Origin of the sequence: Burkholderia perseverans (assembly GCF_022870505.1) — a bacterium.
Taxonomy (GTDB): domain Bacteria; phylum Pseudomonadota; class Gammaproteobacteria; order Burkholderiales; family Burkholderiaceae; genus Burkholderia; species Burkholderia plantarii.
This window is the reverse complement of record NZ_CP045094.1, coordinates 2,428,500-2,455,429: the sequence shown is the minus strand read 5'-3', so window position 1 is coordinate 2,455,429 and position 26,930 is coordinate 2,428,500. Positions and strand designations below refer to the sequence as shown.

General features: G+C 69.6%; 20 protein-coding genes. 11 read left to right on the top strand and 9 right to left on the bottom strand.

Going from position 1 to position 26,930, the window contains the following annotated elements:
• The first annotated feature begins 112 nt into the window (after positions 1-112).
• Positions 113-1,129, top strand: a complete 1,017-nt coding sequence (locus tag BpN12_RS25425) for a zinc-binding alcohol dehydrogenase family protein (RefSeq protein ID WP_246795009.1) — start codon at positions 113-115, stop codon at positions 1,127-1,129.
• Between the two features lie 370 nt (positions 1,130-1,499).
• Positions 1,500-2,048 carry a DUF6013 family protein gene (locus BpN12_RS25420; RefSeq protein WP_246795008.1) on the top strand — a complete coding sequence of 183 codons (549 nt, stop codon included), beginning with the start codon at positions 1,500-1,502 and terminating at the stop codon, positions 2,046-2,048.
• A gap of 124 nt (positions 2,049-2,172) precedes the next feature.
• On the opposite strand, the gene BpN12_RS25415 is transcribed toward BpN12_RS25420, so the two are convergent.
• Positions 2,173-2,991 (bottom strand): ABC transporter permease, encoded by an 819-nt coding sequence (locus tag BpN12_RS25415; RefSeq protein WP_246795007.1) that lies wholly within the window; start codon positions 2,989-2,991, stop codon positions 2,173-2,175.
• Positions 2,988-3,752, bottom strand: coding sequence for an ABC transporter ATP-binding protein (locus BpN12_RS25410; RefSeq protein WP_246795006.1), 765 nt, complete (start codon positions 3,750-3,752; stop codon positions 2,988-2,990). The genes BpN12_RS25415 and BpN12_RS25410 overlap by 4 nt, the downstream gene beginning before the upstream one ends.
• 128 nt (positions 3,753-3,880) lie before the next feature.
• On the opposite strand from BpN12_RS25410, the gene BpN12_RS25405 reads away from it, so the two are divergent.
• The 4 genes from BpN12_RS25405 (at position 3,881) to BpN12_RS25390 (ending at position 10,305) form a co-directional block, all read left to right on the top strand.
• Positions 3,881-6,187 (top strand): AsmA family protein, encoded by a 2,307-nt coding sequence (locus BpN12_RS25405; RefSeq protein WP_246795005.1) that lies wholly within the window; start codon positions 3,881-3,883, stop codon positions 6,185-6,187.
• A 377-nt stretch (positions 6,188-6,564) separates the two neighbouring features.
• The gene (locus BpN12_RS25400) at positions 6,565-8,157 is read left to right on the top strand and encodes an ABC-F family ATPase (RefSeq protein WP_246795004.1); all 1,593 of its coding nucleotides are present in this window, start codon (positions 6,565-6,567) and stop codon (positions 8,155-8,157) included.
• A gap of 250 nt (positions 8,158-8,407) precedes the next feature.
• Positions 8,408-9,598 carry an NAD(P)H-dependent flavin oxidoreductase gene (locus tag BpN12_RS25395; protein ID WP_246795003.1) on the top strand — a complete coding sequence of 397 codons (1,191 nt, stop codon included), beginning with the start codon at positions 8,408-8,410 and terminating at the stop codon, positions 9,596-9,598.
• Positions 9,599-9,663: 65 nt separating this feature from the next.
• On the top strand, positions 9,664-10,305 hold the full coding sequence (locus tag BpN12_RS25390) for an OmpW/AlkL family protein (RefSeq protein WP_246798003.1): 642 nt from the start codon (positions 9,664-9,666) through the stop codon (positions 10,303-10,305).
• Between the two features lie 131 nt (positions 10,306-10,436).
• On the opposite strand, the gene BpN12_RS25385 is transcribed toward BpN12_RS25390, so the two are convergent.
• Together BpN12_RS25385 and BpN12_RS25380 are read right to left on the bottom strand one after the other, a co-directional pair.
• Positions 10,437-10,640 (bottom strand): DUF1289 domain-containing protein, encoded by a 204-nt coding sequence (locus BpN12_RS25385; RefSeq protein WP_246795002.1) that lies wholly within the window; start codon positions 10,638-10,640, stop codon positions 10,437-10,439.
• 46 nt (positions 10,641-10,686) lie between these two features.
• A complete protein-coding gene (locus tag BpN12_RS25380) occupies positions 10,687-11,985 on the bottom strand; it encodes a phospholipase A (RefSeq protein ID WP_246798002.1) in 1,299 nt (432 codons plus the stop codon).
• A 556-nt stretch (positions 11,986-12,541) separates the two neighbouring features.
• Here BpN12_RS25380 and BpN12_RS25375 point away from each other — a divergent pair.
• From BpN12_RS25375 to BpN12_RS25360, 4 genes are all read left to right on the top strand, one after another.
• Positions 12,542-13,636 carry a polyamine ABC transporter substrate-binding protein gene (locus BpN12_RS25375; RefSeq protein ID WP_246795001.1) on the top strand — a complete coding sequence of 365 codons (1,095 nt, stop codon included), beginning with the start codon at positions 12,542-12,544 and terminating at the stop codon, positions 13,634-13,636.
• Positions 13,637-13,777: 141 nt separating this feature from the next.
• The gene (locus tag BpN12_RS25370; RefSeq protein ID WP_246795000.1) at positions 13,778-14,929 is read left to right on the top strand and encodes an ABC transporter ATP-binding protein; all 1,152 of its coding nucleotides are present in this window, start codon (positions 13,778-13,780) and stop codon (positions 14,927-14,929) included.
• Positions 14,926-15,855, top strand: coding sequence for an ABC transporter permease subunit (locus BpN12_RS25365; RefSeq protein WP_246794999.1), 930 nt, complete (start codon positions 14,926-14,928; stop codon positions 15,853-15,855). The genes BpN12_RS25370 and BpN12_RS25365 overlap by 4 nt, the downstream gene beginning before the upstream one ends.
• A complete protein-coding gene (locus BpN12_RS25360) occupies positions 15,852-16,670 on the top strand; it encodes an ABC transporter permease subunit (RefSeq protein WP_246794998.1) in 819 nt (272 codons plus the stop codon). Before BpN12_RS25365 ends, BpN12_RS25360 begins: the two co-directional genes overlap by 4 nt.
• Positions 16,671-16,779: 109 nt before the next feature.
• On the opposite strand, the gene BpN12_RS25355 is transcribed toward BpN12_RS25360, so the two are convergent.
• Complete coding sequence (locus BpN12_RS25355) at positions 16,780-18,066, bottom strand: NAD(P)/FAD-dependent oxidoreductase (protein WP_425306324.1); 1,287 nt, start codon at positions 18,064-18,066, stop codon at positions 16,780-16,782.
• Positions 18,067-18,164: 98 nt separating this feature from the next.
• On the bottom strand, positions 18,165-19,067 hold the full coding sequence (locus BpN12_RS25350; protein ID WP_246794997.1) for an MBL fold metallo-hydrolase: 903 nt from the start codon (positions 19,065-19,067) through the stop codon (positions 18,165-18,167).
• A gap of 301 nt (positions 19,068-19,368) precedes the next feature.
• Here BpN12_RS25350 and BpN12_RS25345 point away from each other — a divergent pair, with 301 nt between their 5' ends.
• On the top strand, positions 19,369-20,829 hold the full coding sequence (locus tag BpN12_RS25345) for a sigma-54 interaction domain-containing protein (protein ID WP_425306375.1): 1,461 nt from the start codon (positions 19,369-19,371) through the stop codon (positions 20,827-20,829).
• Positions 20,830-20,901: 72 nt separating this feature from the next.
• Here BpN12_RS25345 and BpN12_RS25340 read toward each other — a convergent pair whose 3' ends face one another.
• From BpN12_RS25340 to BpN12_RS25330, 3 genes are read right to left on the bottom strand one after another with little or no spacing between them, the layout of a single operon-like run.
• Positions 20,902-22,455 carry an efflux transporter outer membrane subunit gene (locus BpN12_RS25340; RefSeq protein WP_425306323.1) on the bottom strand — a complete coding sequence of 518 codons (1,554 nt, stop codon included), beginning with the start codon at positions 22,453-22,455 and terminating at the stop codon, positions 20,902-20,904.
• A 2-nt stretch (positions 22,456-22,457) separates the two neighbouring features.
• The gene (locus tag BpN12_RS25335; protein ID WP_246794996.1) at positions 22,458-25,613 is read right to left on the bottom strand and encodes an efflux RND transporter permease subunit; all 3,156 of its coding nucleotides are present in this window, start codon (positions 25,611-25,613) and stop codon (positions 22,458-22,460) included.
• Positions 25,610-26,713 carry an efflux RND transporter periplasmic adaptor subunit gene (locus BpN12_RS25330; RefSeq protein WP_246794995.1) on the bottom strand — a complete coding sequence of 368 codons (1,104 nt, stop codon included), beginning with the start codon at positions 26,711-26,713 and terminating at the stop codon, positions 25,610-25,612. The genes BpN12_RS25335 and BpN12_RS25330 overlap by 4 nt, the downstream gene beginning before the upstream one ends.
• Between the last annotated feature and the right edge of the window lie 217 nt (positions 26,714-26,930).

Genomic DNA, 26,930 nt, shown 5'->3' with positions numbered 1-26,930 from the left:
CGGAAATTCCAAAAGATGTTTCCGGGATTATGTCGGTTTTTCTTCAGGATCGGACGGCTTACGATCGCTTCCATCGTCAACCCGGATTCCCCTCTCTCGAAGGAGCCCCACCATGAAAGCCGTAGGACTGACCCGTTATCTGCCGATCGACCATCCCGAGGCGCTGCTCGACGTCGAGCTGCCGACGCCCGTGCCCACCGGCCGCGACTTGCTCGTCAAGGTCGAGGCGATCTCGGTGAACCCGGTCGACACCAAGGTGCGCGCGCCGAAGGACAAGCTCGAGGACAGCCCGCGCGTGCTGGGCTGGGATGCCGCCGGCACGGTGGCCGCGGTCGGCCCGGAGGTGACGCTGTTTCGCGTCGGCGATCCGGTCTACTACGCCGGCAGCATCACGCGCGCCGGCGCCAACAGCGAGTTCCATCTGGTGGACGAGCGGATCGCGGCGCTCAAGCCCGCGTCGCTCGATTTCGCGGCCGCGGCGGCGCTGCCGCTGACGGCGATCACCGCCTGGGAGGCGCTGTTCGACCGGCTCAAGGTGTCGCCGCAGGGCCGCGACGCGGGCAAGTCGGTGCTCGTGATCGGCGGCGCGGGCGGGGTCGGCTCGATCGGCATCCAGCTCGCGAAGCAGCTCGGGCAACTGAAGGTGATCGCCACCGCGTCGCGCCCGGAATCGGCGCAATGGGTGCGCGAGCTCGGCGCCGACCACGTGGTCGATCATTTCGGCGACCTGCCCGCGCAGGTCCGCGCCGCCGGCTTCGAATCGGTCGATTACGTGCTGGTGTTCAACGACACCGATCGCCACTTCCCGGCCGCGGCCGAGATCATCAAGCCGCAGGGCGCGATCTGCACGATCGTCGAGAACGCGCGGCCGGTGCCCGTCGAGCAGCTGAAGGCGAAGAGCGCCGCGTTCCACTGGGAGTTCATGTTCACGCGCGCGATGTTCGGCACGCCGGACATGATCGAGCAGCACAAGCTGCTGACCGAGGTAGCGCGGCTGGTGGATGCCGGCACGCTGCGCGGCACGGTCGGCCAGAACCTCGGCGCGATCAACGCGGCGAACCTGCGCGAGGCGCATCGCCTGCTCGAAGGCGGGCGCGCGATCGGCAAGCTGGTGCTGAGCGGGTTCTGACGCGCCGGCCGCGCGGCGTGCGGAGCCGGTGCCGGCCGGGGCGGGGCGACCCGCCCGCCGGAACGGGCCGGCGCACTGTGCCCTGGCTCACGACACGACGAACAACGGCGGCTGCCGCGAGAGATCGCGGCGGCCGTCGTCGTTCGGGGCATGCCATGCCGAGACCCGGCGCCGCCGCGCGCGAAATGCAGCGAGGCCAGGGCCAGTGAGGCCGGCGAACCGGAACGACCGGCGGACGTGACGCGGCGACAACACCGGGCAGTTCCCGCTCACCGGGGCCGCCGCCAGCGACTAGACTGGATAGCGCGTACATCGGGTCTTGCCATAAAACCAGGCGCCCGCCGCGGCGCCACGATATCAGGAGGACAGCATGAGCCTGCGCAATCCGTCCGTCGTCGTCTGCCTCGCCGCGCTCGCGGCGGCCCTGGCCGGCGCCCCCGCGCTCGCGGCGCCGCCGATCAAGGCCAGCGCCAGCGGCGGCAACGACGGCCAGCTCCAGTACACGGTGAAGGTCGATTCGAAGCGCTACGGCGCCTCGCAGGAAACGCGCAAGATCCGCTCGGGCGAGACCGACGACTTCAACTGGAAGTCGGTGCCGCCGTCGGGCGCGGTGGCGATGCCGGACGGCTGCCCGGACGCCGATTCGGTGCCGCGCGACGCGAACGGCGCGATGGTGCGCCAGACCCAGGTGCGGCTCGCGCCGTCGGTCGACGCGAAGGGCGTGGCGACGGTGCAGGTCAGCTTCCAGGCCAGCGCGCCGGACGGCACCGCGCCGGTCACGGCGGGCGGCAGGACGCTACAGTGCCCGAAGGCGGTGACCGTCAGCGAGGTGCGGCGCGTGTCGATTCCGACCAAAGGCGGCGCGAAGACGCTCGCGCTGCGCGACGGCACGCACGTCACGATCTCGATCCAGCCCTGAGTCGATGCCGCACGCGGCTGGCCGCCGGCGGGCCGGCCGTGCCCGGCGCGGGCGCGTGACGATACCTGATGACGCACGAGCCGATCGGCCTGCGTCCACCTGAATCCGTCAGCCCGGGCCCGGCTCAGGCCGCCTTTCTGCGTCGCTTGCGCTCGACGAGCCGCGCGGCGAGGAAGCGGTGCTCGGCCGAGAACAGCCGGCGGTAGGTCAGCAGCACCGCGCCGACGGTGGCGAGCGCCGCCGCCGCGGCGATCAGGAACATGATCACGATCTGGTAGCGCACGGCCTGCAGCGGCGGCTGGCCGGCCAGCACCTGGCCCGTCATCATGCCCGGCAGGCTGACCACGCCCACCACGGCCATCTGGTTCAGCGTCGGCATCATGCCGGCGCGCACCGCCTGGCGCGCGGCGTCCTGCGCCGCCTCCCAGCGCGTCGCGCCGAGCGCGAGCGCGGCTTCCACGCGGTCGCGGCGCGCGGTCAGTTCGCCCGTCATGCGCTCGACGCCAAGGCCCACGCCCGTCAGCGCGTTGCCGAGGATCATGCCGAGGATCGGGATCGTGTATTGCGGCTCGTACCAGGGATGGATGCCGATCACGACGAACAGCCCGAGCGCGCCCACCGCCCACGAGCCGATCCAGATCGACACGATGCTGTCGATGCGCTGCCCGCGGTAGCCGCGCTCGCCGCGCGCGGCGCCGGCGAAGCCCGCCACCAGCGTCATCACGACCATCAGCGGCAGCACCACGTACCAGCGCGGATGCCCGAACACCCAGCCGAGCAGGTAGCCGATCGCGAGCAGCTGCACCACGGTGCGCGCCGCCGCAATCGCGAGCTGGCGGCCGAGGCCGAGCGAGAGCGCGAACGACAGCGCGCCGTTGACGGCCACCAGCGCGGCCGCGAGCGCGACGTCGCCGAGGCTCAGGTCCTGCAGCACCGGGCTCATCGGGCCACCCCGCCGTGGCGGTCGTCGCGGCTGCCTGCCTCGCGCGGCGAAGCCGCCGGGCCGCTATCGACATCGGCATCGGCAGCCGTTTCGCCGAGCACGCCGGCGCGCATCGTCACGTGGCGCGCCGCGATCCGTGCCGCCTGGGCGGGATCGTGCGAGACCCACAGCAACGCGCGCGCCTCGGGCGCCGCGGCGAACCATGCCTGAACCAGCGCCTCGATCGCGCGTGCCGATTCGGGGTCGAGCGCCGAGGTCGGCTCGTCGAGCAGCAGCACCTCGGGGTCGAGCAGCAGCACGCGCAGCAGGGCCGCGATCTGCGCCTCGCCGCCCGACAGCTCGCTTGCCTCCTGGTCGAGGAAGCCGTCGGCGCGGCCCGCCTGCCGCGCGAGTTCGACGGCGCGGTCGCGATCGAAGCGCAGGTCGCGGTACACGGCCAGCGAATACGGATAGCGCAGGATGTCCTCGACGGTGCCGTCGGCGGTGGCCGGCCGCTGCCGCAGATAGGCGACGCTGCGCCGGTAGCGCGTGATCGATGCGCGCGCAACGACCGCGCCGCGCCAGTGCAGCGTGCCGCCGTCGAGCGGATCGAGCAGCGCCAGCGCGCGCAGGAACACGCTCTTGCCCGAACCGGACGGTCCCGTAACAGCAATGCGCATGCCCGGCGTCACGCTGAAATCGGTCGGTGCGACCAGCACCCGCCTGGAGACTGGGTCGCGGCGGGTCAGGCCGCGGGCTTCGATCAGGCCGGCTGCTGTCATAAATGCAATAAAGGGTAAATGGGGGAGGAGACTTCGCGCGCGGTGCCATAATACCGATACTCGGTTGCGGCAGGCTCGGCGCGGCCTTCGCGTCGATCATCTTCCCGATAAAAACAACGGAGCTCGGCATGACGCTTCCACGAGTCATCGGCAAAACGGCGGCCTGGATCATCGGCATCCTCGTGGTGCTGGTCGTCGCGCTCGTCGTCTTCATCATCACTTTCGACTGGAACCGCGCGCGCCCCTGGATCAACCAGCGCGTGAGTACCGAGATCGGCCGGCCGTTCGCGATCCGCGGCGACCTGAAGGTCGGCTGGCATCGTCCCCGGGACGAAACCGGCTGGCGTTCGTGGGTGCCCTGGCCGAGCTTCACCGCCAACGACATCGCGATCGGCAACCCCGACTGGACGAAGTCGCCGCAATTCGCGACGCTCGACTCCGCCCACTTCGATCTGGCCGTGCTGCCGCTGCTCGTGCATCGCGTCGTGATTCCCTCGATCGACCTCGTCAATCCGGCGCTCGACGTCGAGCGGCTCGCCGACGGCCGCAACAACTGGACGTTCCAGTTCAAGCAGTCGGGCGAGCCGTCCACCTGGAAGGTCGAGCTGCACAACTTCGGCTTCGCGAAAGGCACCGTCACCTATCGCGACGCGATCACCAAGGCCGACCTGAACGTCGCGATCGACACGCTCGGCCAGCCGATCCCGCTCGGCGAGGTGATGAAGCAGCAGGAGGCGACTTCGCGCGCGGCGTCGGCGCAGCGCGTCGGCAAGGCCGGCGCGACGCAGCTGGCGAACAAGGTGGAGGCGGCTTCCGCGGCGTCGGCCGCCTCGGCCGCGCAGGCCGGGGCCGATGTCCCGGCAGCTTCGGCACCAGCCGCAAGCGGAGCGAGCGCGGCCGCGGCCACTTCCGGCACGACGGCCATCGCGTCAGGCGCCTCGGCATCCGCCACGGCGAGCGGTGCCAGCGGCGCGGCCGCGTCGGCACCGCCACCGCCCACCTACGCGTTCGGCCTCGTGGTCCACGGCCGCTACAAGAACGTGCCGATCGACGGCACCGGCAAGATCGGCGGCGTGCTCGCGCTGCGCGACACGAGCCGGCCGTTCCCGCTGCAGGCCGACGTGAAGGCCGGCGACACGCGCCTGGCGATCGTCGGCACGCTGACCGATCCGATGCAGCTCGCGGCGATCGACCTGCGGCTCTGGCTGCAGGGCTCGAGCATGTCGCATCTCTATGCGCTGACCGGCGTGACGCTGCCTGACACGCCGCCCTATGCGACCGACGGCCATCTGGTCGGCCAGTTCCGCCGCAACGCCAGCACGTTCCGCTACGAGAACTTCGACGGCCGCGTCGGCGGCAGCGACCTGCATGGCACGCTGGTCTACGCGCAGGGCTCGCCGCGGCCGAAGCTGTCGGGCGAACTCGTATCGAACCTGCTGCGCTTCTCCGACCTCGGGCCGGTGGTGGGCGCCGACAGCAACGCGAGCAAGCGCGCGCGCGGCGACACCACCAAACAGCCGGCCGACCGCGTGCTGCCGGTCGAGACGTTCCGCACCGACCGCTGGAAGGCGCTCGACGCGGACGTGAAGTTCACCGGCCGCCGGCTGATCAAGGACAAGGCGCTGCCGATCTCGGACCTCTACACGCACATCGTGATGCAGGACGGCGTGCTGTCGCTGATGCCGCTGCGCTTCGGCGTGGCGGGCGGCACGCTGTCCACCGACGCGCGCCTCGACGGCAGCACGGTGCCGCTCAAGGGGCGCTTCTCGGTGGCCGCGCGCCACCTGAAGCTCAAGCAGCTGTTCCCGACCGCGCAGGTGATGCAGTCGGCGCTCGGCGAGATCAACGGCGACGCGACGCTCTCGGCCACCGGCAATTCACCGGCCGCGCTGGCCGCCACCTCGACGGGCGAGTTGAAGGCGCTCGCCACCGACGGCGCGATCAGCCGGCTGCTGATGGAGGCGGCCGGGCTCAACGTCGCGAACGTGGTCTACGAGAAGCTGTTCGGCAACCGCGACGTGAAGATCAACTGCGCGGCCGTCGATTTCGTCGCCACCGACGGGATCCTGAACTCGAAGCTGTTCGCGCTCGACACCGACGACGCCGTGATCCGCGTGGACGGCAACGTCGACCTGCGCAACGAGGGCATGGATCTCGGCATCCATCCGCAGACCAAGGGCTTCCGCGTGTTCTCGCTGCGCTCGCCGCTCTACGTGAAGGGCACCTTCAAGAACCCGAAGGTGGGCGTCAACGTCGGCGCGCTGGCGCTGCGGGCCGGCGCAGCGGTGGGCCTTGGCCTCATCAACCCGTTCGCGGCGCTGATTCCGCTGATCGCGCCGAGCCACAACCGCGACGTGCCGTGCTCGGAGCTGTTCTCGCAGTTGAAGGCGTCGCCGCAGGCGAAGGCCGCCGCGGACGCGGCGAAAAAGAACTAGCGCGCCGGCGCCGCGCCGCCCGCCGGCGCGGCGCCACGCTGGCGGTCGATCGGGCGCGGCCGTCGCCATGCGGCGGGTGCCTGCGGCGGCCAGCCGGCTCGGCCGCCTGCCTGCGTCGGTTGCCCGCAGGCCGGCTCCCTGACGTGGCGGCCCTCGCAGCCGCCACCCTCGCAGGGCCACCGCCCATATCGGCCCCCCCCATCGGCCGCCTCCTACCGGCCGCCTCCCTATCGGCCGCTCGTCACCGGGAAAATCACCCGATAAAGGCGTCGCATCATATTTTCCCGCGCCGCGGTGACGGCGCCGGCCCGCAGCGCTTCACCGAGACCTGCTAAAATGCCTGGTTTCAGTCGATCCATCATCTACCGGGCCACGCTGTGCTTTCTACCGCCAACATCACGATGCAATTCGGGCCGAAGCCCCTGTTCGAGAACATCTCGGTCAAGTTCGGGGAGGGCAATCGCTACGGCCTGATCGGCGCGAACGGTTGCGGCAAGTCGACCTTCATGAAGATCCTCGGCGGCGATCTCGAGCCGTCGGGCGGCAACGTGGCGCTCGAACCGAACGTGCGTCTGGGCAAGCTGCGCCAGGACCAGTTCGCCTACGAGGACGTGCGCGTGCTCGACGTGGTGATGCAGGGCCACACCGAGATGTGGGCCGCGATGACCGAGCGCGACGCGATCTACGCGAACCCGGAAGCGACCGACGACGACTACATGCACGCGGCCGAGCTGGAGGCGAAGTTCGCCGAGTTCGGCGGCTATGACGCCGAGGCGCGCGCGGGCGCGCTGCTGCTCGGCATCGGCATCGACGAGAAGTACCACAACGGCCCGATGAGCGAGGTCGCGCCGGGCTGGAAGCTGCGCGTGCTGCTCGCGCAGGCGCTGTTCTCGAAGCCGGACGTGCTGCTGCTCGACGAACCGACCAACAACCTCGACATCAACTCGATCCGTTGGCTGGAAGACACGCTGAACCAGTACAACTCGACGATGATCATCATCTCGCACGATCGTCACTTCCTGAATTCGGTCTGCACCCACATGGCCGACATGGACTTCGGCACGCTGAAGGTCTGGCCGGGCAACTACGACGACTACATGCTGGCCTCGGCGCAGGCACGCGAGCGTCAGGCCAACGCGAACGCGCGCGCCAAGGAGCGCGTGGCCGAACTGCAGGACTTCGTGCGCCGCTTCTCGGCGAACAAGTCGAAGGCGCGCCAGGCCACCAGCCGCGCCAAGCAGATCGACAAGATCAAGATCGAGGAATTCAAGCCGTCGTCGCGGCAGAACCCGTTCATCCGCTTCGAGTTCGAGAAGAAGCTGCACAACATCGCGGTGGTGGCCGAGGACGTCACCAAGAAGTACGACCGCACGATCTTCAGTCACTTCAGTCTGTCGGTGCAGCCGGGCGAGCGCATCGCGATCATCGGCGAGAACGGCGCGGGCAAGACCACGCTGCTGCGCACGCTGCGCGGCCAGATCGATCTCGATCACGGCACCGTGAAGTGGGCCGAGAACGCGAACGTCGGCTACATGCCGCAGGATACCTACGAAGAGTTTCCCGACGACGTCACGCTGATGGACTGGATCGACGACTACCGCAAGGAAGGCGACGACGAGACGGCCGTGCGCGGCACGCTCGGCCGCCTGCTGTTCTCGGCGGACGACATCAGGAAGTCGGTGAAGGTGCTGTCGGGCGGCGAGAAGGGCCGCATGATCTGGGGCAAGCTGATGCTCGGCCGCCACAACGTGCTGCTGATGGACGAGCCGACCAACCACATGGACATGGAATCGATCGAGTCGCTGCAGATCGCGCTCGAGAAGTTCGAAGGCACGCTGATCTTCGTCTCGCACGACCGCGAGTTCGTGAGCGGCCTGGCCAATCGCATCATCGAGGTCAAGACCGACGGCACGCTGACCGACTTCGGCGGCAACTACGAGGACTTCCTGGCGACGCAGGAAAAGGCGTAAGCGGCAGGTTCGAGGTCCGGGCGCCCCGCGCGTTCCGCTCATTCCGCGACGACGATCGCCGGGATGGCCGGAAGCGCGGGGCGCCGCCGTTTACAGCCGGACGCCGGCGCGCCGTACCGCCCGGTCACGCGGCTTCGGGATCGCACTATCGCGAGCGCAACGCGCCGGCACCTTGAATTTGACGCGTATCAACCTCTGCATTTCCCGATCCCCGATCATCGAAGCTTTCGACACGTTCGACGAGTTTTCGATGACCATTTCCAGTTCCTTCCCGCCGCTCATGATCCGCGGCCGTGCGCTGCTGCCCATCGTGCAGGGCGGCATGGGTATCGGCATTTCCGCGCACCGGCTGGCCGGCAGCGTCGCGCGGGAGGGAGCGCTCGGCACGATCGCGAGCATCGACCTGCGCCACCACCATGCCGATCTGCTCGAACGCTGCCGCGCCAACCCGGTGCGCGACACCTTCGACGCCGCGAACCTCGAGGCGCTGCGCCGCGAGATCAGCCGCGCCCGCACCTGGAGCGAGGGCCGCGGCATGATCGCGGTCAACGTGATGAAGGCGGTGCGCGCGCACGCCGACTACGTGCGCGTGTCCTGCGAGGCGGGCGCCGACGCGATCGTGATGGGCGCGGGCCTGCCGCTCGACCTGCCCGACATGACCGAAGGCCACGACATCGCGCTGATCCCGATCCTGTCCGATAGCCGCGGCATCGCGCTGGTGCTGAAGAAATGGATGAAGAAGGGGCGCCTGCCCGACGCGATCGTGATCGAGCATCCGGCGCATGCGGGCGGCCATCTCGGCGTCGGCAACGTCGACGAGATGCACGACGCGCGCTTCTCGTTCGCGCGCGTGCTCGAGGAAGCGGGCGAGGCGATCCGGACGCTGGGGCTCGCGCGCGAATCGATCCCGCTGATCGTCGCGGGCGGCATCAACAGCCACGAAGCCGTGCGCGCGGCGCTCGCGCTCGGCGCGAACGGCGTGCAGCTCGGCACGCCGTTCGCCGTCACCGAGGAAGGCGATGCGCATCCGGCCTTCAAGCACGTGCTCACGCACGCGCAGCCCGAGGACATCGTCGAGTTCGTCAGCGTGACCGGCCTGCCGGCGCGCGCGGTGCGCACGCCCTGGCTCGACCGCTATCTGCGCCATGAAGCGCGCATTCGCGCCAAGCTCGGCGCGTTCCGGCAGCGCTGCCCGACCGCGTTCGAATGTCTGTCGGTGTGCGGCCTGCGCGACGGCGTCGAACGCTTCGGGCATTTCTGCATCGATACGCGGCTCGCCGCCGCGTTGCGCGGCGACGTGGCCAACGGCCTGTTCTTCCGCGGCCGGGAGGCGCTGCCGTTCGGCGAGGCGATCCGCAGCGTGCGCGATCTGCTCGCGTTGTTATTGACCGGTGTGGCACCGGAGGCTGCGACAAACCGCCCCATGTTCTCTCTGGCTTGACGGGCATCAAGTTGACGCAGTCGACACCCCCCGACAATCACTACCGTTCCCAGGGGGTTATTGCCATGAAAGAAAAAGTTCGCTGTCTGGTCTCAGCCGTTGCCGCTGCCGCAACCTTCGCGATGATCCCATCGGTCTCACATGCCGCGTCGCCAGGCGAAGGCATTGCTGCGGGTGACTTCCTCGCGCGCCTGCGCGCGATCGAGATCGCACCCGCGGATCGCGGCAGCGGCACGCTGTCGGCGATCCAGGCCGGTGTGAACAATGCCGTGGTCCCCGAGCTCGACTTCACCTACATGATCCGCGACTACCTCGGCGTCGAGCTGATCCTCGGTACGTCGCGGCACCAGGTCAATTCGAACCTCGGCCATCTCGGCGGCGTGAACGTGCTGCCGCCCACGCTGCTGCTGCAATACCACTTCAACCACGCGGGCAAGGTCCGGCCGTATGTCGGCGCGGGCCTGAACTACACGTACTTCTACAACGACGGCCTCAATGTCGGCGGCGAGGGTGTCGCGGTCCACAAGAGCAGCTTCGGGCCGGCCCTGCAATTCGGCGTCGACGTCCAGGTCACGAAGCGCTTCTTCGTGAACGTCGACCTGAAGAAAATCTGGATGCATACCGACGCGACGCTCGGCGGCCAGCCGATCGGGCGCCTGCACATCGATCCGATCATTGTCGGCCTTGGCGTGGGTATGAAGTTCTGACGAACCGGTAACAAGAGTTGGGGTTGGACGGCACGGCTGTATCGCGTGCCGCTTTTTTTTGCAAATCGCCCGGACATAGCGTGGCGTGATGCGGCAGCGCGCGCCGTGCTCGCTACGCCGCTCGCCACGCGTCAGAGCTTGTCGTACTGGAAGCGCATCGCCGTGCCTTCGCGCGTGATGCGCGCCCACACCGCCGCCTTTTCCTCCTCGCTCATGAACACCCAGTTCGCGACTTCGAGCGCGGTGCGCCCGCAGCCCTTGCAGACGTCGTCGAAGAGGGTCGAGCAGACGCCGATGCAGGGGCTGTCCGGTTTGTCGTGAAGATTGGAACTCATGGATGGGCGGCGGTCGGTGGGTGCGGCAAAACGTTATGGTAAAGCATCAGCGCGCGATGCTCACGCCAACGCGCGCGATCCAGTGCTGGCGCTGGTTGTAGTCGAGCAGGTCCTCGCCGTAGCCGTCGAAGAAGCCGAGCCACAGATAGCCGCCCCAGGCGTTGCCGAACAGTTTCGCGAGCGGGTACGAGAGCTGGGTGTCGACGCTGCCGTACCAGTGGTGGGTGCCCTTGCGCAGCGTGGTGGCCAGCTGCCAGCCATCCGGGCTGCCGTACTTGACGAGCAGGTCCATGTAGCCGCGATAGTCGGCGATGTCGCGGTTGTCGCTGATGCCGACGTAGTAGTAGAGCATCGGCGACACCTGCAGGTGGTAATCCGACAGGTCGCCGAACTCCCAGGTCGGTTGCACGAACGCGATGTTCAGGCTGCGCGAGTCGGTGCCGGCCTTGCCGTTCGACTCATGGCCGATCCCGGCCGCGAAACCCATCCGCGTGAACCAGCTGCTGCGCAGGCCGGTGTCGGCCACGTAGTAGAACAGCCGCGGCTTGTAGCTGGTGTCGCGAAACGGGCTCGAATCGGCGGACAGATCCCAGATCGACGTCTGCGTGTAGCCGAAATAGAGGTTGTCGAGCAGTGCGTGCGACGACGGATCGTCGGGTATGTGCAGCCGGTACTTGAAGCTCAGCTGCAGCTTGGCGGTGACGTCGCCGTTCACGCCCGCGCCGATGAACATCGGTTCGTAGTACGAGATTCTCGACAGCAGGCCCTGCGCGCCGGTGGTCAGCGCGTCGGAGACCGGCGGCGGCGTGCCGGCCGTCGCGGCGACGGTGGTGGCGGCCGCGGCCACGCCGGCCGGCGTGGTCTGGTGCGTCTCGGCCGCTTCGGCCTGCGCGACGCGCGCCTGGTTCGGGCCGCGATCGAGCGAGACCACGGCGGCCGAGGCGTCGAAGCCGACCGGCGTGATGGTCACCGTGCCGCGCGCGCTGTCGGGCCACGGCGCGGAATATCGCACCTTGCGGAACTGGCCGGCGTGCAGCGTGAAGCGCGCCGGCGCGCCGGGCTCGCGCGCGAGCCGGACCGGCACCGGCGGCTGCTCGGCGTTGGTGACGGTCACCTCGAGCGAGTCCGGCGAGGTGATCGCGAGCGGCGCACGGTCGTCGTCCGAGTAGATCAGCGTCAGCGTGAGCGGCGCGCTGGCGGCGGCTTCGCGCGGTGGCTGCACGAGCGAGACGGTGGCGCGCGCCGGCATCGCGGCGCAGGCGAACGAGGCGGCGGGGATCAGCGCGGCGAGCACGCGGCGGGCGGAACGGGGCAGGGCGAGGCGATGGCGGGAGCGATGGCGCATGAGTTCGAGGAATTGACGAAGCACGGTGGAAAGTCGTGCCGCAAGCGGACACTGCGACGAGTCGGGCTATTGTAAAGGACGTGCAGGGGTCGAAACTCAGGGGGTGCAACGGATTGGCGGTCCTGGCCGGGTCCAGCCAGGCAGGATTGGTGCGCGCCAGTTGGCGGCCCGATGGGCGTGGCAGCGCAGGCGCCGCGCTCCGGCCGTCCGCGCTCGCGCGACGGTGTGCATGGATCGGGGCGCATCGTTCCGGTGCCCGTGCCCGAGGCTCGCGCATGACGGCCGGCAACGCGCGGCTACCCGGTTATTTTTCCGGGTGGACACGCGCGTATAACCCGATAAAATGCGCGCACTTCCCGATCCCCGTCCGGCCGCGGCGGTACGCACCGGCTCGGGGAAGGCGAGGTGTCCCGTTTGCGCGACATCGGCGCATTTTTTTTGTGACACCACGGGATTAGTGATACTTTTCGGGGTTTTGAGGGACGGGTCGCGCGGGCGCGGGCCGTCGTGACGACAAAGTCGATACCGGCCGCGCACGGCCGGACGGGAGAACGGGATGAAAGCAAAGGTGGCAGGCCGGTTCGTGGCGCTCTCGCTTTGTGTGGCCGCGTCGGCGGCTGCGGCGAAGGATACCCAGCTCAACGTGTACAACTGGTCCGACTACATTGCCAAGGACACGATCCCGAACTTCGAGAAACAGACGGGCGTGAAGGTCCGCTACGACAACTACGACAGCGACGACACGCTGCAGGCGAAGCTGCTGACCGGCAGCTCGGGCTATGACATCGTGGTGCCGACCAGCAACTACGCGGGCAAGCAGATTGCTGCCGGCATCTTCTCGCCGCTCGACAAGTCGAAGCTGCCGAACCTCAAGAACCTCGATCCGCAGCTGATGGCGCTGGTGGCCGGCGCCGATCCGGGCAACAAGTACGTGGTGCCCTGGGCCTACGGCACGACGGGCCTTGCCTACAATGTGAACAAGGCGCAGCAGATCCTCGGCAAGGTGCCGCTCGACAACTGGGACATCCTGTTCAAGCCGGAAAACATCTCGAAGCTGAAGGCCTGCGGCGTGTCGGTGCTCGACGCGCCGGACCAGATGTTCGCGGCCACGCTGCACTACATCGGCAAGGATCCGATGAGCACCAACCCGGCCGATTACCAGGCCGCGATGCAGGTGCTCAAGAAGATCCGCCCGTACATCACGCAGTTCAACTCGTCGGGCTACATCAACGACCTGGTCGGCGGCGACATCTGCTTCGCGTTCGGCTGGTCGGGCGACGTCGTGATCGCCAAGCACCGCGCGCTGGAAGCGAAGAAGCCGTACAAGGTCGAGTACTACGTGCCGAAGGGCGGCGCGCCGGTCTGGTTCGACGTGATGGCGATCCCGAAGGACGCGAAGAACAAGGAAGCGGCCCTCGAGTGGATCAACTACATCGAGGATCCGAAGGTACACGCGGCGATCACGAACGCGGTCTACTATCCGAGCGCGAACGCCGAGGCGCGCAAGTTCGTGAGCCCGGACGTGGCCAACGATCCGGCCGTCTATCCGCCGGCCGACGTCGTCAAGACGCTGTTCCTGCTCAAGCCGCTGCCGCCGGAAATCCAGCGCCTGCAGACCCGGCTCTGGACGGAACTGAAGTCCGGCCGCTGAGCGCCAGCCCGGAACACCGGCGCCGGTTCACCAAGCCCCTGGTAGCCCCGGGGGCTTTGTTCGTGTTCGCGCGCCTTTGTCGATGCGCGCCGTCGTTCGTTCGCCTCGGTTCATCAACACGCAGGAGTGATGCAGCAGATCATGAATAGCCAGTCGCGCATGCCGGTAGCCGGCGCGCCGTCCACCGTCGCACCGTCCGGCGCCGCCGCGAATTTCGTGCAGATCGTCGACGTGGTCAAGCAGTTCGGCGATACCACCGCGGTGCGCCAGGTCAATCTGTCGGTCGGCAAGGGCGAGCTGTTCGCGCTGCTCGGCAGTTCCGGCTGCGGCAAGTCCACCTTGCTGCGCATGCTCGCCGGCCTCGAGACCGTCACCTCGGGCAGGATCCTGATCGACGGCGAGGATCTCGCGCAACTGCCGCCGTACCGGCGGCCCGTGAACATGATGTTCCAGTCGTATGCGCTGTTCCCGCACATGACGGTCGAGGCGAACGTCGCCTACGGGCTGAGGCAGGAAGGGGTGCGCAAGGCCGAGCTGAAGGAACGCGTGCGCGATGCGCTCGAACTCGTGCAGATGAGCCGCTACGCGGGCCGCAAGCCGCACCAGCTGTCGGGCGGCCAGCAGCAGCGCGTGGCGCTGGCGCGTTCGCTCGTCAAGCGGCCGAAGCTGCTGCTGCTCGACGAGCCGATGTCGGCGCTCGACAAGCAGATCCGCCAGCGCACCCAGATCGAACTCGTCAACATCCTCGACAAGGTCGGCGTCACCTGCATCATGGTCACGCACGACCAGGAAGAGGCGATGACGATGGCCAACCGCATCGCCGTGATGAGCGAGGGCGAGATCGTGCAGATCGGCGCGCCGCGCGAGGTCTACGAATATCCGAACAGCCGCTTCTCGGCCGAGTTCATCGGCTCGACCAACCTGTTCGAGGGCAAGGTGGTGGAGGACGAGCCCGACTACGTGTTCATCGAGTCGCCGGACCTGCCGTGCCGCATGCACGTGAGCCACGGCATCACCGGCCCGCTCGGCATGGCGGTGACGGTGTCGGTGCGCCCCGAGCGCATCGCGCTGACCCGCAAGCCGGGCGAGGGCGCCTACAACTGGGCGCACGGCGTGGTCACCAACGTCGCCTACATGGGCGGCTACTCGCTGTATCACATCAAGCTCGATTCCGGCAAGACGGTGATCGCGAACGCGACGAGCCTCGCGCTCTCCGAGATCGACACGCCGCAGTGGAACGACGAGATCTACGTGCGCTGGAGCGCCTCGGCCGGCGTGGTGCTGACCTCATGAACACCCTGTCGACGTGGTTCTGGTGGCCGGTGCGCAAGCTCGGCCTGAGCGGGCGCTCGGCCGTGATCGCCGGGCCGTTCTTCTGGCTCGTGCTGTTCTTCCTGGTGCCGTTCGTGCTGGTGGTGAAGATCAGCTTCGCCGAACTCGAACTCGGGATTCCGCCGTACACCGAGCTGACCTCGTTCGCCGACGGCGTACTGAACATCAAGCTGAACTTTACGCACTACGCGTTCCTGTTCACCGACAGCCTGTATTTCGCGACCTACGTGAACTCGGTGCTGGTGGCGGCGGTCACGACGCTGCTGTGCCTGCTGCTCGGCTATCCGATGGCGTACTACATCGCGCGCTCGAACCCGGCCTCGCGCAACCTGCTGATGATGGCGGTGATGCTGCCGTTCTGGACGTCGTTTTTGATCCGCGTCTACGCCTGGATCGGCATCCTGAAGAACAACGGCCTGCTGAACAACTTCCTGCTCTGGATCGGGCTGATCCACGCGCCGATCGAGCTGTACCGCACCAACACGGCGGTCTACATCGGCATGGTCTACACCTACCTGCCGTTCCTCGTGATGCCGCTCTACGCGCATCTGGTCAAGATGGACCTGCGCCTGCTGGAGGCGGCCTACGACCTCGGCGCGAAGCCGTGGAAGGCATTCCTGACGATCACGCTGCCGCTCTCGAAGAACGGCATCATCGCGGGCTGCCTGCTGGTGTTCATCCCGGCCGTCGGCGAATACGTGATCCCCGAGCTGCTCGGCGGCGCGAACACGCTGATGATCGGCCGCGTGATGTGGAATGAGTTCTTCAACAATGCCGACTGGCCGATGGCCTCGGCCGTGACCTGCGCGATGGTGCTGCTGCTGCTGGTGCCGATGGCGATCTTCCAGCATTACCAGGCCAAGGAAGCGGAGGGCCGCCGCAAATGATGCCGAATCGTTACCTGCGATTCCTCGCGCTGGCGATCGGCTTCGCGTTCCTCTACATCCCGATCCTGAGCCTGATCGTCTACTCGTTCAACGAGTCGCAGCTGGTGACGGTCTGGTCCGGTTTCTCGACGCGCTGGTACGCGGCGCTGCTCGGCGACGACGAGCTGATCGCGGCGGCCTGGCTGTCGCTGAAGATCGGCGTGCTGACGGCGTTCGCCTCGGTGGCGATCGGCACCTGGGCCGGCTACGTGCTGGCGCGGATGGGCCGCTTCCGCGGCTTCGCGCTTTATTCGGGGATGATCAACGCGCCGCTCGTGATTCCCGAGGTGATCCAGGGCATCTCGCTGCTGCTGCTGTTCATCGAGCTGGCGAAGTGGATCGGCTGGCCCGCGCAGCGCGGCATGCTGACGATCTGGCTCGGCCACGTGATGCTGTGCCTGTCCTACGTCGCGATCATCGTGCAGTCGCGCGTGCGCGAGCTCGACCCGTCGCTGGAGGAGGCTGCGCTCGATCTCGGCGCCACGCCGCTGAAGGTGTTCTTCACGGTCACGCTGCCGCTGATCTCGCAGGCGCTGGTGTCGGGCTGGCTGCTGTCGTTCACGCTGTCGATCGACGACCTGGTGCTGTCCGCGTTCCTGTCCGGCCCCGGCTCGACGACGCTGCCGCTGGTGGTGTTCTCGCGCGTGCGGCTCGGCCTGAATCCGGAAATGAACGCGCTCGCGACGCTGTTCATCGTCGCCGTGACGATCGGCGTGATCGGCGCGAACATGATGATGATGCGCCGCGAACGGCGCCGGCTCGCGGTGGCCGCCTGAGCAGGGGCGGGGCCGCGCTTCGCCCGGATTTGTTGGCACGACGCCCGGCATCGCTGGCCACGATGCCGGGCGTCGTCGTCTGGGGCGTTCGTGCTCCAGGCGTGGGCGCTCACGCCTCGCTGATCATCGGCCGCGCGTACCACTCGCGGCCTTTCAGCATCGCGTGCCAGTACAACGGCGGCAGCACCTTCTCCTTCAGGAACCAGGCGAGGCGCGACGGCCGCGTGCCGTCGTTGACCCAATTCGGGAAGGTCGGCGCGACCTTGCCGCCGTAGAGGAATTCGGCCAGCACGATGCGGCCGCGCTCGACCGTCAGCGGGCATGAGCCGTAGCCGTCGTAGCGCGCCACGCCGCGCGCGCGGCCGAGCGCGGCCAGGACGTTGTGGGCGACCACCGGTGCCTGCTTGCGCGCGGCGGCGGCGGTCTTGGCGTTGGTGGTGCCGGTCGCGTCGCCGAGCGCGTGGATGTTGGCGAACGCGCGATGGCGCAGCGTCGCCGGATCGACGTCGATCCAGCCGGCCGCGTCGGCGAGCGCGCTGTCGCGCACGAAGCCCGGCGCGCGCTGCGGCGGCACCACGTGCAGCAGGTCGAACTCGCGCGTGATCTCCTCGCTGCCGCCGCCGTCGGCCTCCGCGCGGGCGCGCCGGAACGTGGCGCGCCGGCCCGGGCCGTCCACGGCGATCAGCTGGTCGCCGAAGCGCAGGTCGATCCCGTAGGCCTGCACCGACTCCATCAGCGCGGGCACGTAGGCCGGCACGCCGAACAGCGCGGCGCCGGCCAGGTGGAACTCGATCTCGATGCCGGCGAGCCGGCCGGTGCGGCGCCAGTGATCGGCGGACAGGTACATCGCCTTTTGTGGCGCGCCCGCGCACTTGATCGGCATCGGCGGCTGCGTGAACAGCGCGCGCCCGCGCGTGAGCGACTGCACGAGCTGCCACGTGTAGGGCGCGAGATCGTAGCGGTAGTTCGAGGTCACGCCGTGGCTGCCGAGCGTGTCGACCAGCCCGTCGATACCGGCCCAGTGCAGTTCCAGCCCGGGGCAGACGATCAGCTCGCGATAGCCGAGCGTGGCGCCGCCGTCGAGCGTGACGGTGTTGTGCTCCGGCGAGAATCCGGTGACCGCCGCGCGGACGTGCGTGACGCCGGGCGGCAGCACCGATTGCATCGGCCGCGCGGTGGACGGCGCGTCGAAGATGCCGCCGCCGACCAGGGTCCAGCCGGGCTGGTAGTAGTGCGTGTCGGCCGGGTCGACGAGCGCGATGTCGAGCGAGCGGTCGCGCCGGAGCAGGCTCGCCGCCGTGGCGATGCCGGCGGCGCCGGCGCCGACGATCACGATCTCGTGGCGCGCGGACGGCGTTCGGGCGGAACCGGCGGCGGCCGGTGACGGGACGGACATGGTTGGGGCTCCTGACAGGGATGTTTCGTGATGGATGTTGTGGTGGCCGTGAAGCGGAGCACCGGGCGGGCTCGGCGCCTGCCGCGCCCGGCGGTGCGTTACAGCGCGTCGATCGGCAGCTTCAGGTAGCGGACCCCGTTCGTCGCGGGCTCCGGCAGCCGGCCCGCGCGCATGTTGACCTGCACCGACGGCAGGATCAGCACCGGCATCTCGAGCGTCGCGTCGCGCGCGGTGCGCATCGCCACGAAGGTGTCCTCGTCGATGCCCTCGTGGACGTGGACGTTGTCGCGCCGCTGCGCGCCCACGGTGGTGACGAGGCAGACCGGGCGGCCGTCGGGCGCGTAGTCGTGACACAGGTAGAGCGGCGTGTCGGGCGGCAGGCTCAGCACCTTGCGGATCGAGCGGTAGAGCGTGCGCGCGTCGCCGCCGGGGAAGTCGCAGCGCGCGGTGCCGTAGTCGGGCATGAACAGCGTGTCGCCGACGAACGCGGCCGTCTCGGCCGGCGCCGACGTGCCGTCCGCGCGCTCGACCAGGTAGGTCATGCAGGCCGGTGTGTGGCCCGGCGTGTGGATCGCGCGGATCGCGAGCGTGCCGAGCGCGAGCGTGTCGCCGTCGTCGACCAGCCGGTCGAACGGGCGGCCGTCCGGCACGAAGTCCGGACCGGCGTCGAACAGCGCGCCGAACACCTGCTGCACGCGCGTGACTTCGCGGCCGATCGCGATCTCGCCGCCGAAGCGCGCCTGCAGCAGCGGCGCGGCCGAGAGGTGATCGGCGTGGACGTGCGTTTCCAGCAGCCAGCGCACGCGCGCGCCGAGCGCCTCGACATGCGCGGCGACGCGCTCGGCGCTGCGGTGGCCGGTGCGGCCCGACTTCGGATCGAAGTCGAGCACCGGGTCGACGATCGCGCACGCGTGCGTGGCGGTGTCGACGACGACGTGGGTGGCCGTGTTGGTGACCGGATCGAAGAACGAATCGACGGTGAAGGCGGGATGGGACATCATGCGGCACTCCGGAATCAGAAATCGGGAAAACGCCTGATCGAGACAAGATACGTGCCAGCGTCATGCTTGGCGCGCGCTTATCGCTTAATTGTTTGATCCGACTGCTATTTTTCGCGAACGCCGGTGGGGCCGCCGCCTCGAGACGCGCGAGCCGGATGCGCGATGGCTGCCACGCGTGGCAGCGGCGTGGCAGAATTGGCAGCGTGTCGCGCGGAGGCAAAATGCCCCAGCGCGCGGCGCGCCCGCCGCTTTCCGTCCCGCGAACCGAGCCCGTCCGATGCCGATTTCCCCTCCCGCCGAGATGGCGGATACGCCGCCGCCCGCTGATTCCTCCGACTCGTCCGCCGCCGCCGGCGCCCCCGATGCGGCCGCGCGCCGCCCGCGCACCGCGCGGCGCGCGATCCCGATCGTGCCCGCCGATGCTGCCCCGGCGGCGCTGCCTGCCGAGGCGGCCGCCGCCTCCGGGATCGGCGCGCTCGTCTCGTATCTGGAACACGATCCGCAGCCGATGATCGTGGTCGATCGCGACTACCGGATCCTTGCCGCGAACGGCGCCTATCAGCGGCAGTTCGGCGGCGCGGGCCGCGAGCACGTGGGCCGCCACTGCTACCGCGTCTCGCACCACTACGACGTGCCGTGCGACCAGGCCGGCGAGCACTGTCCGATGCGCGCCGCGCTCGAATCGGGCGCGGCCTCGCGCGTGCTGCACATCCATCACACGCCGCGCGGGCCGGAGCACGTGGACGTGGAGATGCGCCCCGTGTTCGATGCCGGCGGCGCGGTGATCGCCTACGTCGAGCGGCTGACCACGGTGCGCAGCGCCTCGGCGCGGCCGAGCGCGGGCGGGCTGGTCGGCAGTTCGGACGCGTTCAACGACGCGCTGTCGGCGCTGCAGCGCGTCGCGCCGTCGATGCTGCCGGTGCTGCTGCTCGGCGAATCGGGCACCGGCAAGGAGCTGTTCGCGCGGGCCCTGCACGAGGCCAGCGCGCGCGCGGGCGGGCCGTTCGTGGTGGTCGATTGCTCGGGGATCGCCGAGTCGCTGTTCGAGAGCGAGCTGTTCGGCTACGAGAAGGGCGCGTTCACGGGCGCCAACGCGCGCAAGCCGGGGCTCGTGGAGACCGCGCAGGGCGGCACGCTGTTCGTCGACGAGATCGGCGACGTGCCCGCCTCGATGCAGGTCAAGCTGCTGCGGCTGATCGAGTCGGGCACGTTCCGGCGCGTCGGCGGCGTGGAGGCGCTGCGCGCCGACTTCCGGCTCGTCGCGGCGACCCATCAGCCGCTGCGCGAGATGATCGGCGACGGCCGTTTCCGCCAGGATCTCTATTACCGGATCAGCGCGTTTCCGATCGAGCTGCCGCCGGTGCGCGAGCGGCCCGGCGACATCGGCCTGCTGGCCGAGTCGATCCTGCGCCGCATCGCCGCCGCGCGGCCCGGCGCGCGCGCCCACGTGCTGCACGAGACGGCGCGCGCCTGCCTCGACGCCTATGCGTGGCCGGGCAACATCCGCGAGCTGCGCAACGTGCTCGAACGCGCCTGCCTGTTCGCCGACGACGGCGTGATCCGCGTCGAGCACCTGCCCGACGCGCTGCGCGCGCCGCCTGCGGACGAGGCCGCGCGCGGCGCGCCCGACGACGACACGCTGCGGCAGGTGGCGCGTACGTTTCGCGGCACGCGCAAGGCGCTGGCCGCGCGGCTCGGCATGAGCGAGCGCACGCTGTATCGGCGGATGCGGGCGCTGGGCCTGGGTGGGAGCGGCGAGTGAGCCGCGCGCCGGCTTGGGACGATGAGCGGCCGGCGCGATCGAGATAATCGCCTTATCAACGGGCTATCCACCTCACTGCTCGACCACCCGCTTCGCTTCCTCCGGCGGCGTGCCCATCGCCTGGAACAGTCGCGCCGTATCGCTGAGCCGCGTGCCGGTCGCGCGGATCGCGTCGAGCTGCGCGTTGCGATACTGCTGCTCGCTCGAACGGCCGGCCGACGGCGGCAGCGCGCCGAGCCGCACGCGCGCGGCCGTGTCGTCCGAGGCGCCGCGCGCGGCGTCGGCCGCGCGGCTCGACGCGTCGAGCGCCTGCGCGTCGTTGTCGAGCGCGGCCAGCGAATCGGCCACGTTCTGGAACGCGCTGAGCACGGTCGCCTTGTATTGCTCGACGGCGGCCTGGTAGCTGGCCTGCGCGGCCCGCCGCTGCGCCAGCAGCGCGCCGCCGTGGAACAGCGGCTGGGTCAGCGAGGCGCCCACGCTCCAGATGCCGCCCGCGCCGGACAGCGCCGCCGGCCAGCTGAAGCCGCCCTGGCCGAGCGAGGCGGACAGCGAGAGCTGCGGGAACAGCTGCGCGGTCGCGGCGCCGACGGCGGCGGCCGAGGCCTTCAGCGCCGCGTCGGCCGCGCGGATGTCGGGCCGCGTCTGCAGCAGCGTGGACGGCACAGCCACCGGCACGTCCTCGGGCAGATGCAGCTCGGCGAGCGCGAGATCGTCGGGCGCCTGGTCCGGCGTGCGGCCGAGCAGCACCGCCAGCGCATGCCGCGCGCCGAGCCACTGCTGGCGCAGCGCGGGCAGCGTGGCCGCGAGCGAGGCGGCGCTCTGGCGCGCGTTCAGCAGATCGGCATGCGATGCCGAGCCGAGCCGGTTGCGGCGCTCGGTGTCGTCGGCCTGCTGGCTGGCGAGCGCGACGAGCCGCTCGGTGACGCGCATTTGCTCGGCGAGCGTCGCCGAGGTGATCACGGCGGTGACGATGTTGGCGGCGAGCGCGCGCCGCGTCGAATCGAGCTGGAACGCGGTCACGTCCACGCGCTGGCGCAGTTCGCGGTTCGCGAAGCGCGCGGCGCCGAACAGGTCGAGCGTGTAGTTGGCCTGGAGCTGGCCGACGAAGGTCCGGTACAGCACGGTCTGCGGGCCGAAGCCCGGCACCCCGAGGCCGCGCTCGCGCGTGGTCTGGCCGCCGGCGTCGATGGTCGGCAGCAGCGAGCTGCCGATCTGCGCGCGCAGCTGCTCGCGCGCGGCCTGCAGCGAATGATCGGCGGCGGCCAGCGTCGGGCTCGCGCGCAGCCCTTCGTCGACCAGCGCGTCGAGCCGCTCGGAGCGATAGCGCGTCCACCACGCGGGTACCGGCTGCGCGCCGACCTCGAAATGCTGCGCGACGCCCTGCGCGGCGACGGTGCGCTCGGGCAGCGGCGCGGCGCCGTATTGCGCCGGCGACGGCATCTCGGGCGCGGCGCCCGACGGCCCGAACAGCGAGCAGCCGGTGAGCGCGACCAGCGCCGAGAGTGAGGCTGCGGCAGCCAGCGGCCGCAGCGAGGGCAGCGACCGCAGTGCCCGCGGCAGCTTCGGCGAGCGTGGCGCGGCGCGTGACGGACGGGGCGACGTGAAACGGGAAGGGAAGCGTGGCATCGTCAGGCTCCGTGGGACGTGGCGGGCGGCGGCGTGCGATCCGCATCGGCGCGCTCGGTGGGCTTGACGCGGAACCAGGTGGCGTAGAGCGCCGGCAGATAGAACAGTGTCAGCACGGTCGCGCTCGTGATGCCGCCCATCAGCGCGGTCGCCATCGGCCCGAAGAAGTTGGAACGCAGCAGCGGGATCAGCGCGAGCACGGCGGCCGCGGCGGTCAGCGTGATCGGCCGGAAGCGCCGCACGGTGGCGCCGACGATCGCGTCGAAGCGCGCGTGGCCGGCGGCGATGTCCTGCTCGATCTGGTCGACCAGGATCACCGAGTTGCGCATGATGATGCCGAACATGGCGATCACGCCGAGCATCGCGACGAAGCCGAACGGCTGGCCGAACAGCAGCAGCGTGGCGGCCACGCCGATCAGGCCGAGCGGTGCGGTCAGCACCACCATCAGCACGCGCGAGAAGCTCTGCAGCTGGATCATCAGCAGCGTGAGCACGGCGATCAGCAGCAGCGGCATCTGCGCGTTGATCGAGGCCTGCGCCTTGCCGCTTTCCTCCACCGGCCCGCCGATCTCGATCCGGTAGCCCACCGGCAGTTGCGCGCGCAACGTGTCGAGCTGCCTGTCGATCGCCTGCGTGACGTCGATGCCCTGGGCGCCGGCGCGCACGTCGGCCTGCACCGTGATGGTGGGCTGGCGGTCGCGTTCCCAGATCACGCCGTATTCGAGCGTGTCGTGGAAGTGGCCGAGCGAGCCGAGCGGCACCGGGCCGTTCGGCGTCGGCATCGCCAGCGTGGCGAGCTTCGACGGATCGACGCGCTCGGCCTTCGGCGCGCGCAGGTCCACGGCGATCAGCTTGTCGCGTTCGCGGTACTGCGTGACGGTGGTGCCGGTCAGCGTCATGGCGAGGAAGCTCGACACGTCCTGCGAGGTCACGTTCAGGTCGCGCGCCTTGTTCTGGTCGAGCTCGAAGCGCACCGAGCGCTCGGCCGGCTCGTCCCAGTCGAACTGCACGTTCAGGCTGCGCGGATCCTTGCGGACCGCGGCGGCCACCCGGTCGGCGATCGAGCGCACCGTGGCGATGCTGTCGCCGCTCACGCGGAACTGCACCGGATAGCCGACCGGCGGCCCGTTCTCGAGCCGCGACAGACGCCAGCGGATCGCCGGGAACTGGTCGCGCAGCGTCGGGGCGAGCCAGCTCGCGAGCTTCTCGCGGTCCTTCACCGATTTCGCGGTCACCACCAGCTGCGCGAAGTTCGGCTGCGGCAGCTGCTGGTCGAGCGGCAGGTAGAAGCGCGGCGCGCCGGTGCCGACGAAGCTCACCGTGTGGTCGATCTCGGGGCGCTTGGCGAGCACCTGCTCGAGGCGTTTGGTCTGTTCGAGCGTGGCCGGGTACGACGCGCCCTCGGGCAGCCGCACGTCCACCAGCAGCTCGGGGCGGTCCGAACTCGGGAAGAACTGCTGCGGGATCAGCGAGAAGCCGCCCAGCGCGACCACGAACAGCACCACCGTGATCGCCAGCACCACGAAGCGGCGCTCGATGCACCAGCCGATCCAGCCGCGCAGCCGCGCGTAGAAGCGCGTGTCGTAGATGTCGTGCTCTTCGTGATGATCGGCATCGTGCGGCGCGGCCGGGTTCGTGCCTTGCGTCGCTTCGCGCTTGCGCTCGGGCAGCAGGTGATAGCCGAGCAGCGGGATCAGCACCACCGCGGCGAACCACGAAGCGATCAACGCGATCGCCGAGACCTCGAAGATCGAGCGCGTGTATTCGCCGGTGGACGACTGCGCGAGCGCGATCGGCAGGAAGCCGGACACGGTCACGAGCGTGCCGGTCAGCATCGGGAATGCGGTGCTGGTGTAGGCGAACGCGGCGGCGCGCGTGCGGTTGTAGCCCTGCGCGAGCTTCACGGCCATCATCTCGACGGCGATGATCGCATCGTCCACCAGCAGCCCGAGCGCGAGCACCAGCGTGCCGAGCGAGACCTTGTGCAGGCCGATGCCGAACAGGTTCATGAACAGGGCGGTGATGGCGAGCACGATCGGGATCGAGATCACCACCACCATCCCGGTGCGCAGCCCGAGCGAGACCAGGCTCACGATCAGCACGATCGCCACGGCCTCGGCCACGGCCTCCAGGAAGTCGTCCACCGAGTGCGAGACGGCGAGCGGCATGCTCGACACCTCGGTCAGCGTGAGGCCGGCCGGCAGTTGCGTGCGCAACTGCCGGGTGGCGGCTTCGAGCGCCTTGCCGAGCCGGATCACGTCCCCGCCGGGCTGCATCGTCACGCCGATGCCGAGCACCGGCCGGCCGTTGGCGCGCATCTGCGAGACCGGTGGATCGTCGTAGCCGCGCTTGACGGTGGCGAGTTCGCCGAGCCGGAAGGTGCGGCCGTTGACGCGTATCACCATGTCGGCCAGCGCCTCGACCGTCGCGAACTGGCCGCTCGGGCGGACGTAGACGCGGTCGTTGGTGGTGGTCAGCGTGCCGGTGGAGGCCACCGCGTTCTGCGCGTTGATCGCCTCGCCGAGCTGGGTCGGCGAGATGCCGAGCCGCGTGAGCCGCGCGTTGTCGACCTCGATGAAGATCCGCTGGTCGGGGTCGCCGAAGTAGTCCACCTTGCCCACGCCGGGCACGCGCAGCAGCACCGCGCGCAGCTGGTCGGCGTAGTCGTGCAGCTGCGCGGCCGAGAAGCCGTCGCCGTCGAGCGTCCAGATGTTGGTGTAGACGTCGCCGAACTCGTCGTTGAAGAACGGCCCCTGCACGCCCTGCGGCAGCGTGGTGCCGATGTCGCCGACCTTCTTGCGGATCTGGTACCAGGTCTCGGGCACGTCCTTGACGGGCGCCGAATCCTTCATCGTGAAGAAGATCATCGACTCGCCGGGCCGCGAGTAGCTGCGCAGGAAGTCGATCGCCGGGGTTTCCTGCAGCTTGCGGCCGATCCGGTCGGTCACCTGCTCCTGCACCTGCCGCGCGGTCGCGCCGGGCCAGAAGGTGCGGATCACCATCACGCGGAACGTGAACGGCGGGTCTTCCGACTGCGCGAGCCGCGTATAGGCGAAGATGCCGGCCAGCGTGGCCAGCACGATCAGGTAGACCACCAGCGCCTGGTGGCGCAGCGCCCAGGCGGACAGGTTGAAGCGGCTTTCTTCGCGGGCGCTCATGAGGCGGCGTCCTCCGCGTGCAGCGGCGCGACCGCGCGCACCTTCTCGCCGGCGCTGACGGCATGCACGCCCTGCTGCACGACGCGTTCGCCGGCGCGCAGGCCCTGCGAGACGGTGACGCTGTTCTCGCCGTAGCGCGCCACCGTCACGCGGCGCAGCTCGAGCGTGTCGTCCTGGCGGATCACCCAGACGGCCGGCGCCGCGCCGTCGTGGAACAGCGCGGTGGACGGCAGCGTGTAGCGCGCGCCGTCGGCGGCCACGCCCGCGAGCGCGACGTTGGCGGTCATGCCGAGCCGCACGGCTGGATCGGGATTGCCGAGCGTGAGCCGCACGCGATAGGTGCGGCTCTGCGGATCGGCGGCCGGCGCGATCTCGCGCACGCGCGCCTCGAAGCTGCGCCGCGGCAGCGCCGGCAGCGTGACGGTGGCCGCGTGGCCCGGCTGCAGCAGCGCGAGCGTGGCCTCGGGCACGTCGGTGACGATATCGACGTCGCCCGACCAGGCGAGCTGGTAGACGGCCTGGCCGGCCGACACGTTCTGGCCGGTGTCGGCCTGCTCGGCCGTGATGTAGCCGGCGTGGTCGGCGACCAGCGTGGTGTATTGCAGCTGGTTCTTCGCCAGCGCGAGCTGCTGGGCGGCCTGGTCGCGCTGGGCGCGCGCCGATGCGTAGGCGTTCTCGGTCTGTTCGAGCTGGGCGGGCGCGATCAGGTTCTCGCGGGCCTGCGCGCGATCGCGGTCGACCTGCTGCTGCGCGTAGGTGAACGCATGCGCGGCCGCATCGTATTGCGCCTGCGCGCTCGCCGCGTTCTTTTCGGGATCCGAAGGATCGAGCCGGGCCACGGCCTGGCCTTTCTTCACCGTATCGCCGAGCCGCACGCTGCGCTCGATGATCTTGCCGGCGATCCGGAACGACAGCGGGGTGGCGTAACGCGGCTCGACGTCGCCGGGCAGCGTGGTCGCGACGGTCGCGCCGTCGGCGGCCACCGGCGTGGCGACGACCGGGCGCGGCGCGGGAGGCGCGCCGTCGCCCCCGGGATGACAGGCGGCAACGAGGAGCGCGGCGCCGAGGACGACGACCGCGCGGGAACCGGAACCAATCACGACAACCTCACGAGAAAGGGCTGAGGAAATCCGGCAGGCGCGGCGCGCCTGCCCGGGCGCCGCCGGTGCCGCGCACCCGGAGGGCGGCGGCGCTGGCAGCAACATTACACTTATTACAACGGAGCTTACACTTCCCGCTCTATCTCGAAAACGGTGATGGATTCTAATACATGGCTGTATCTGAATGCAAAGCTGAATCGGAAATTGAAAAGTGCTA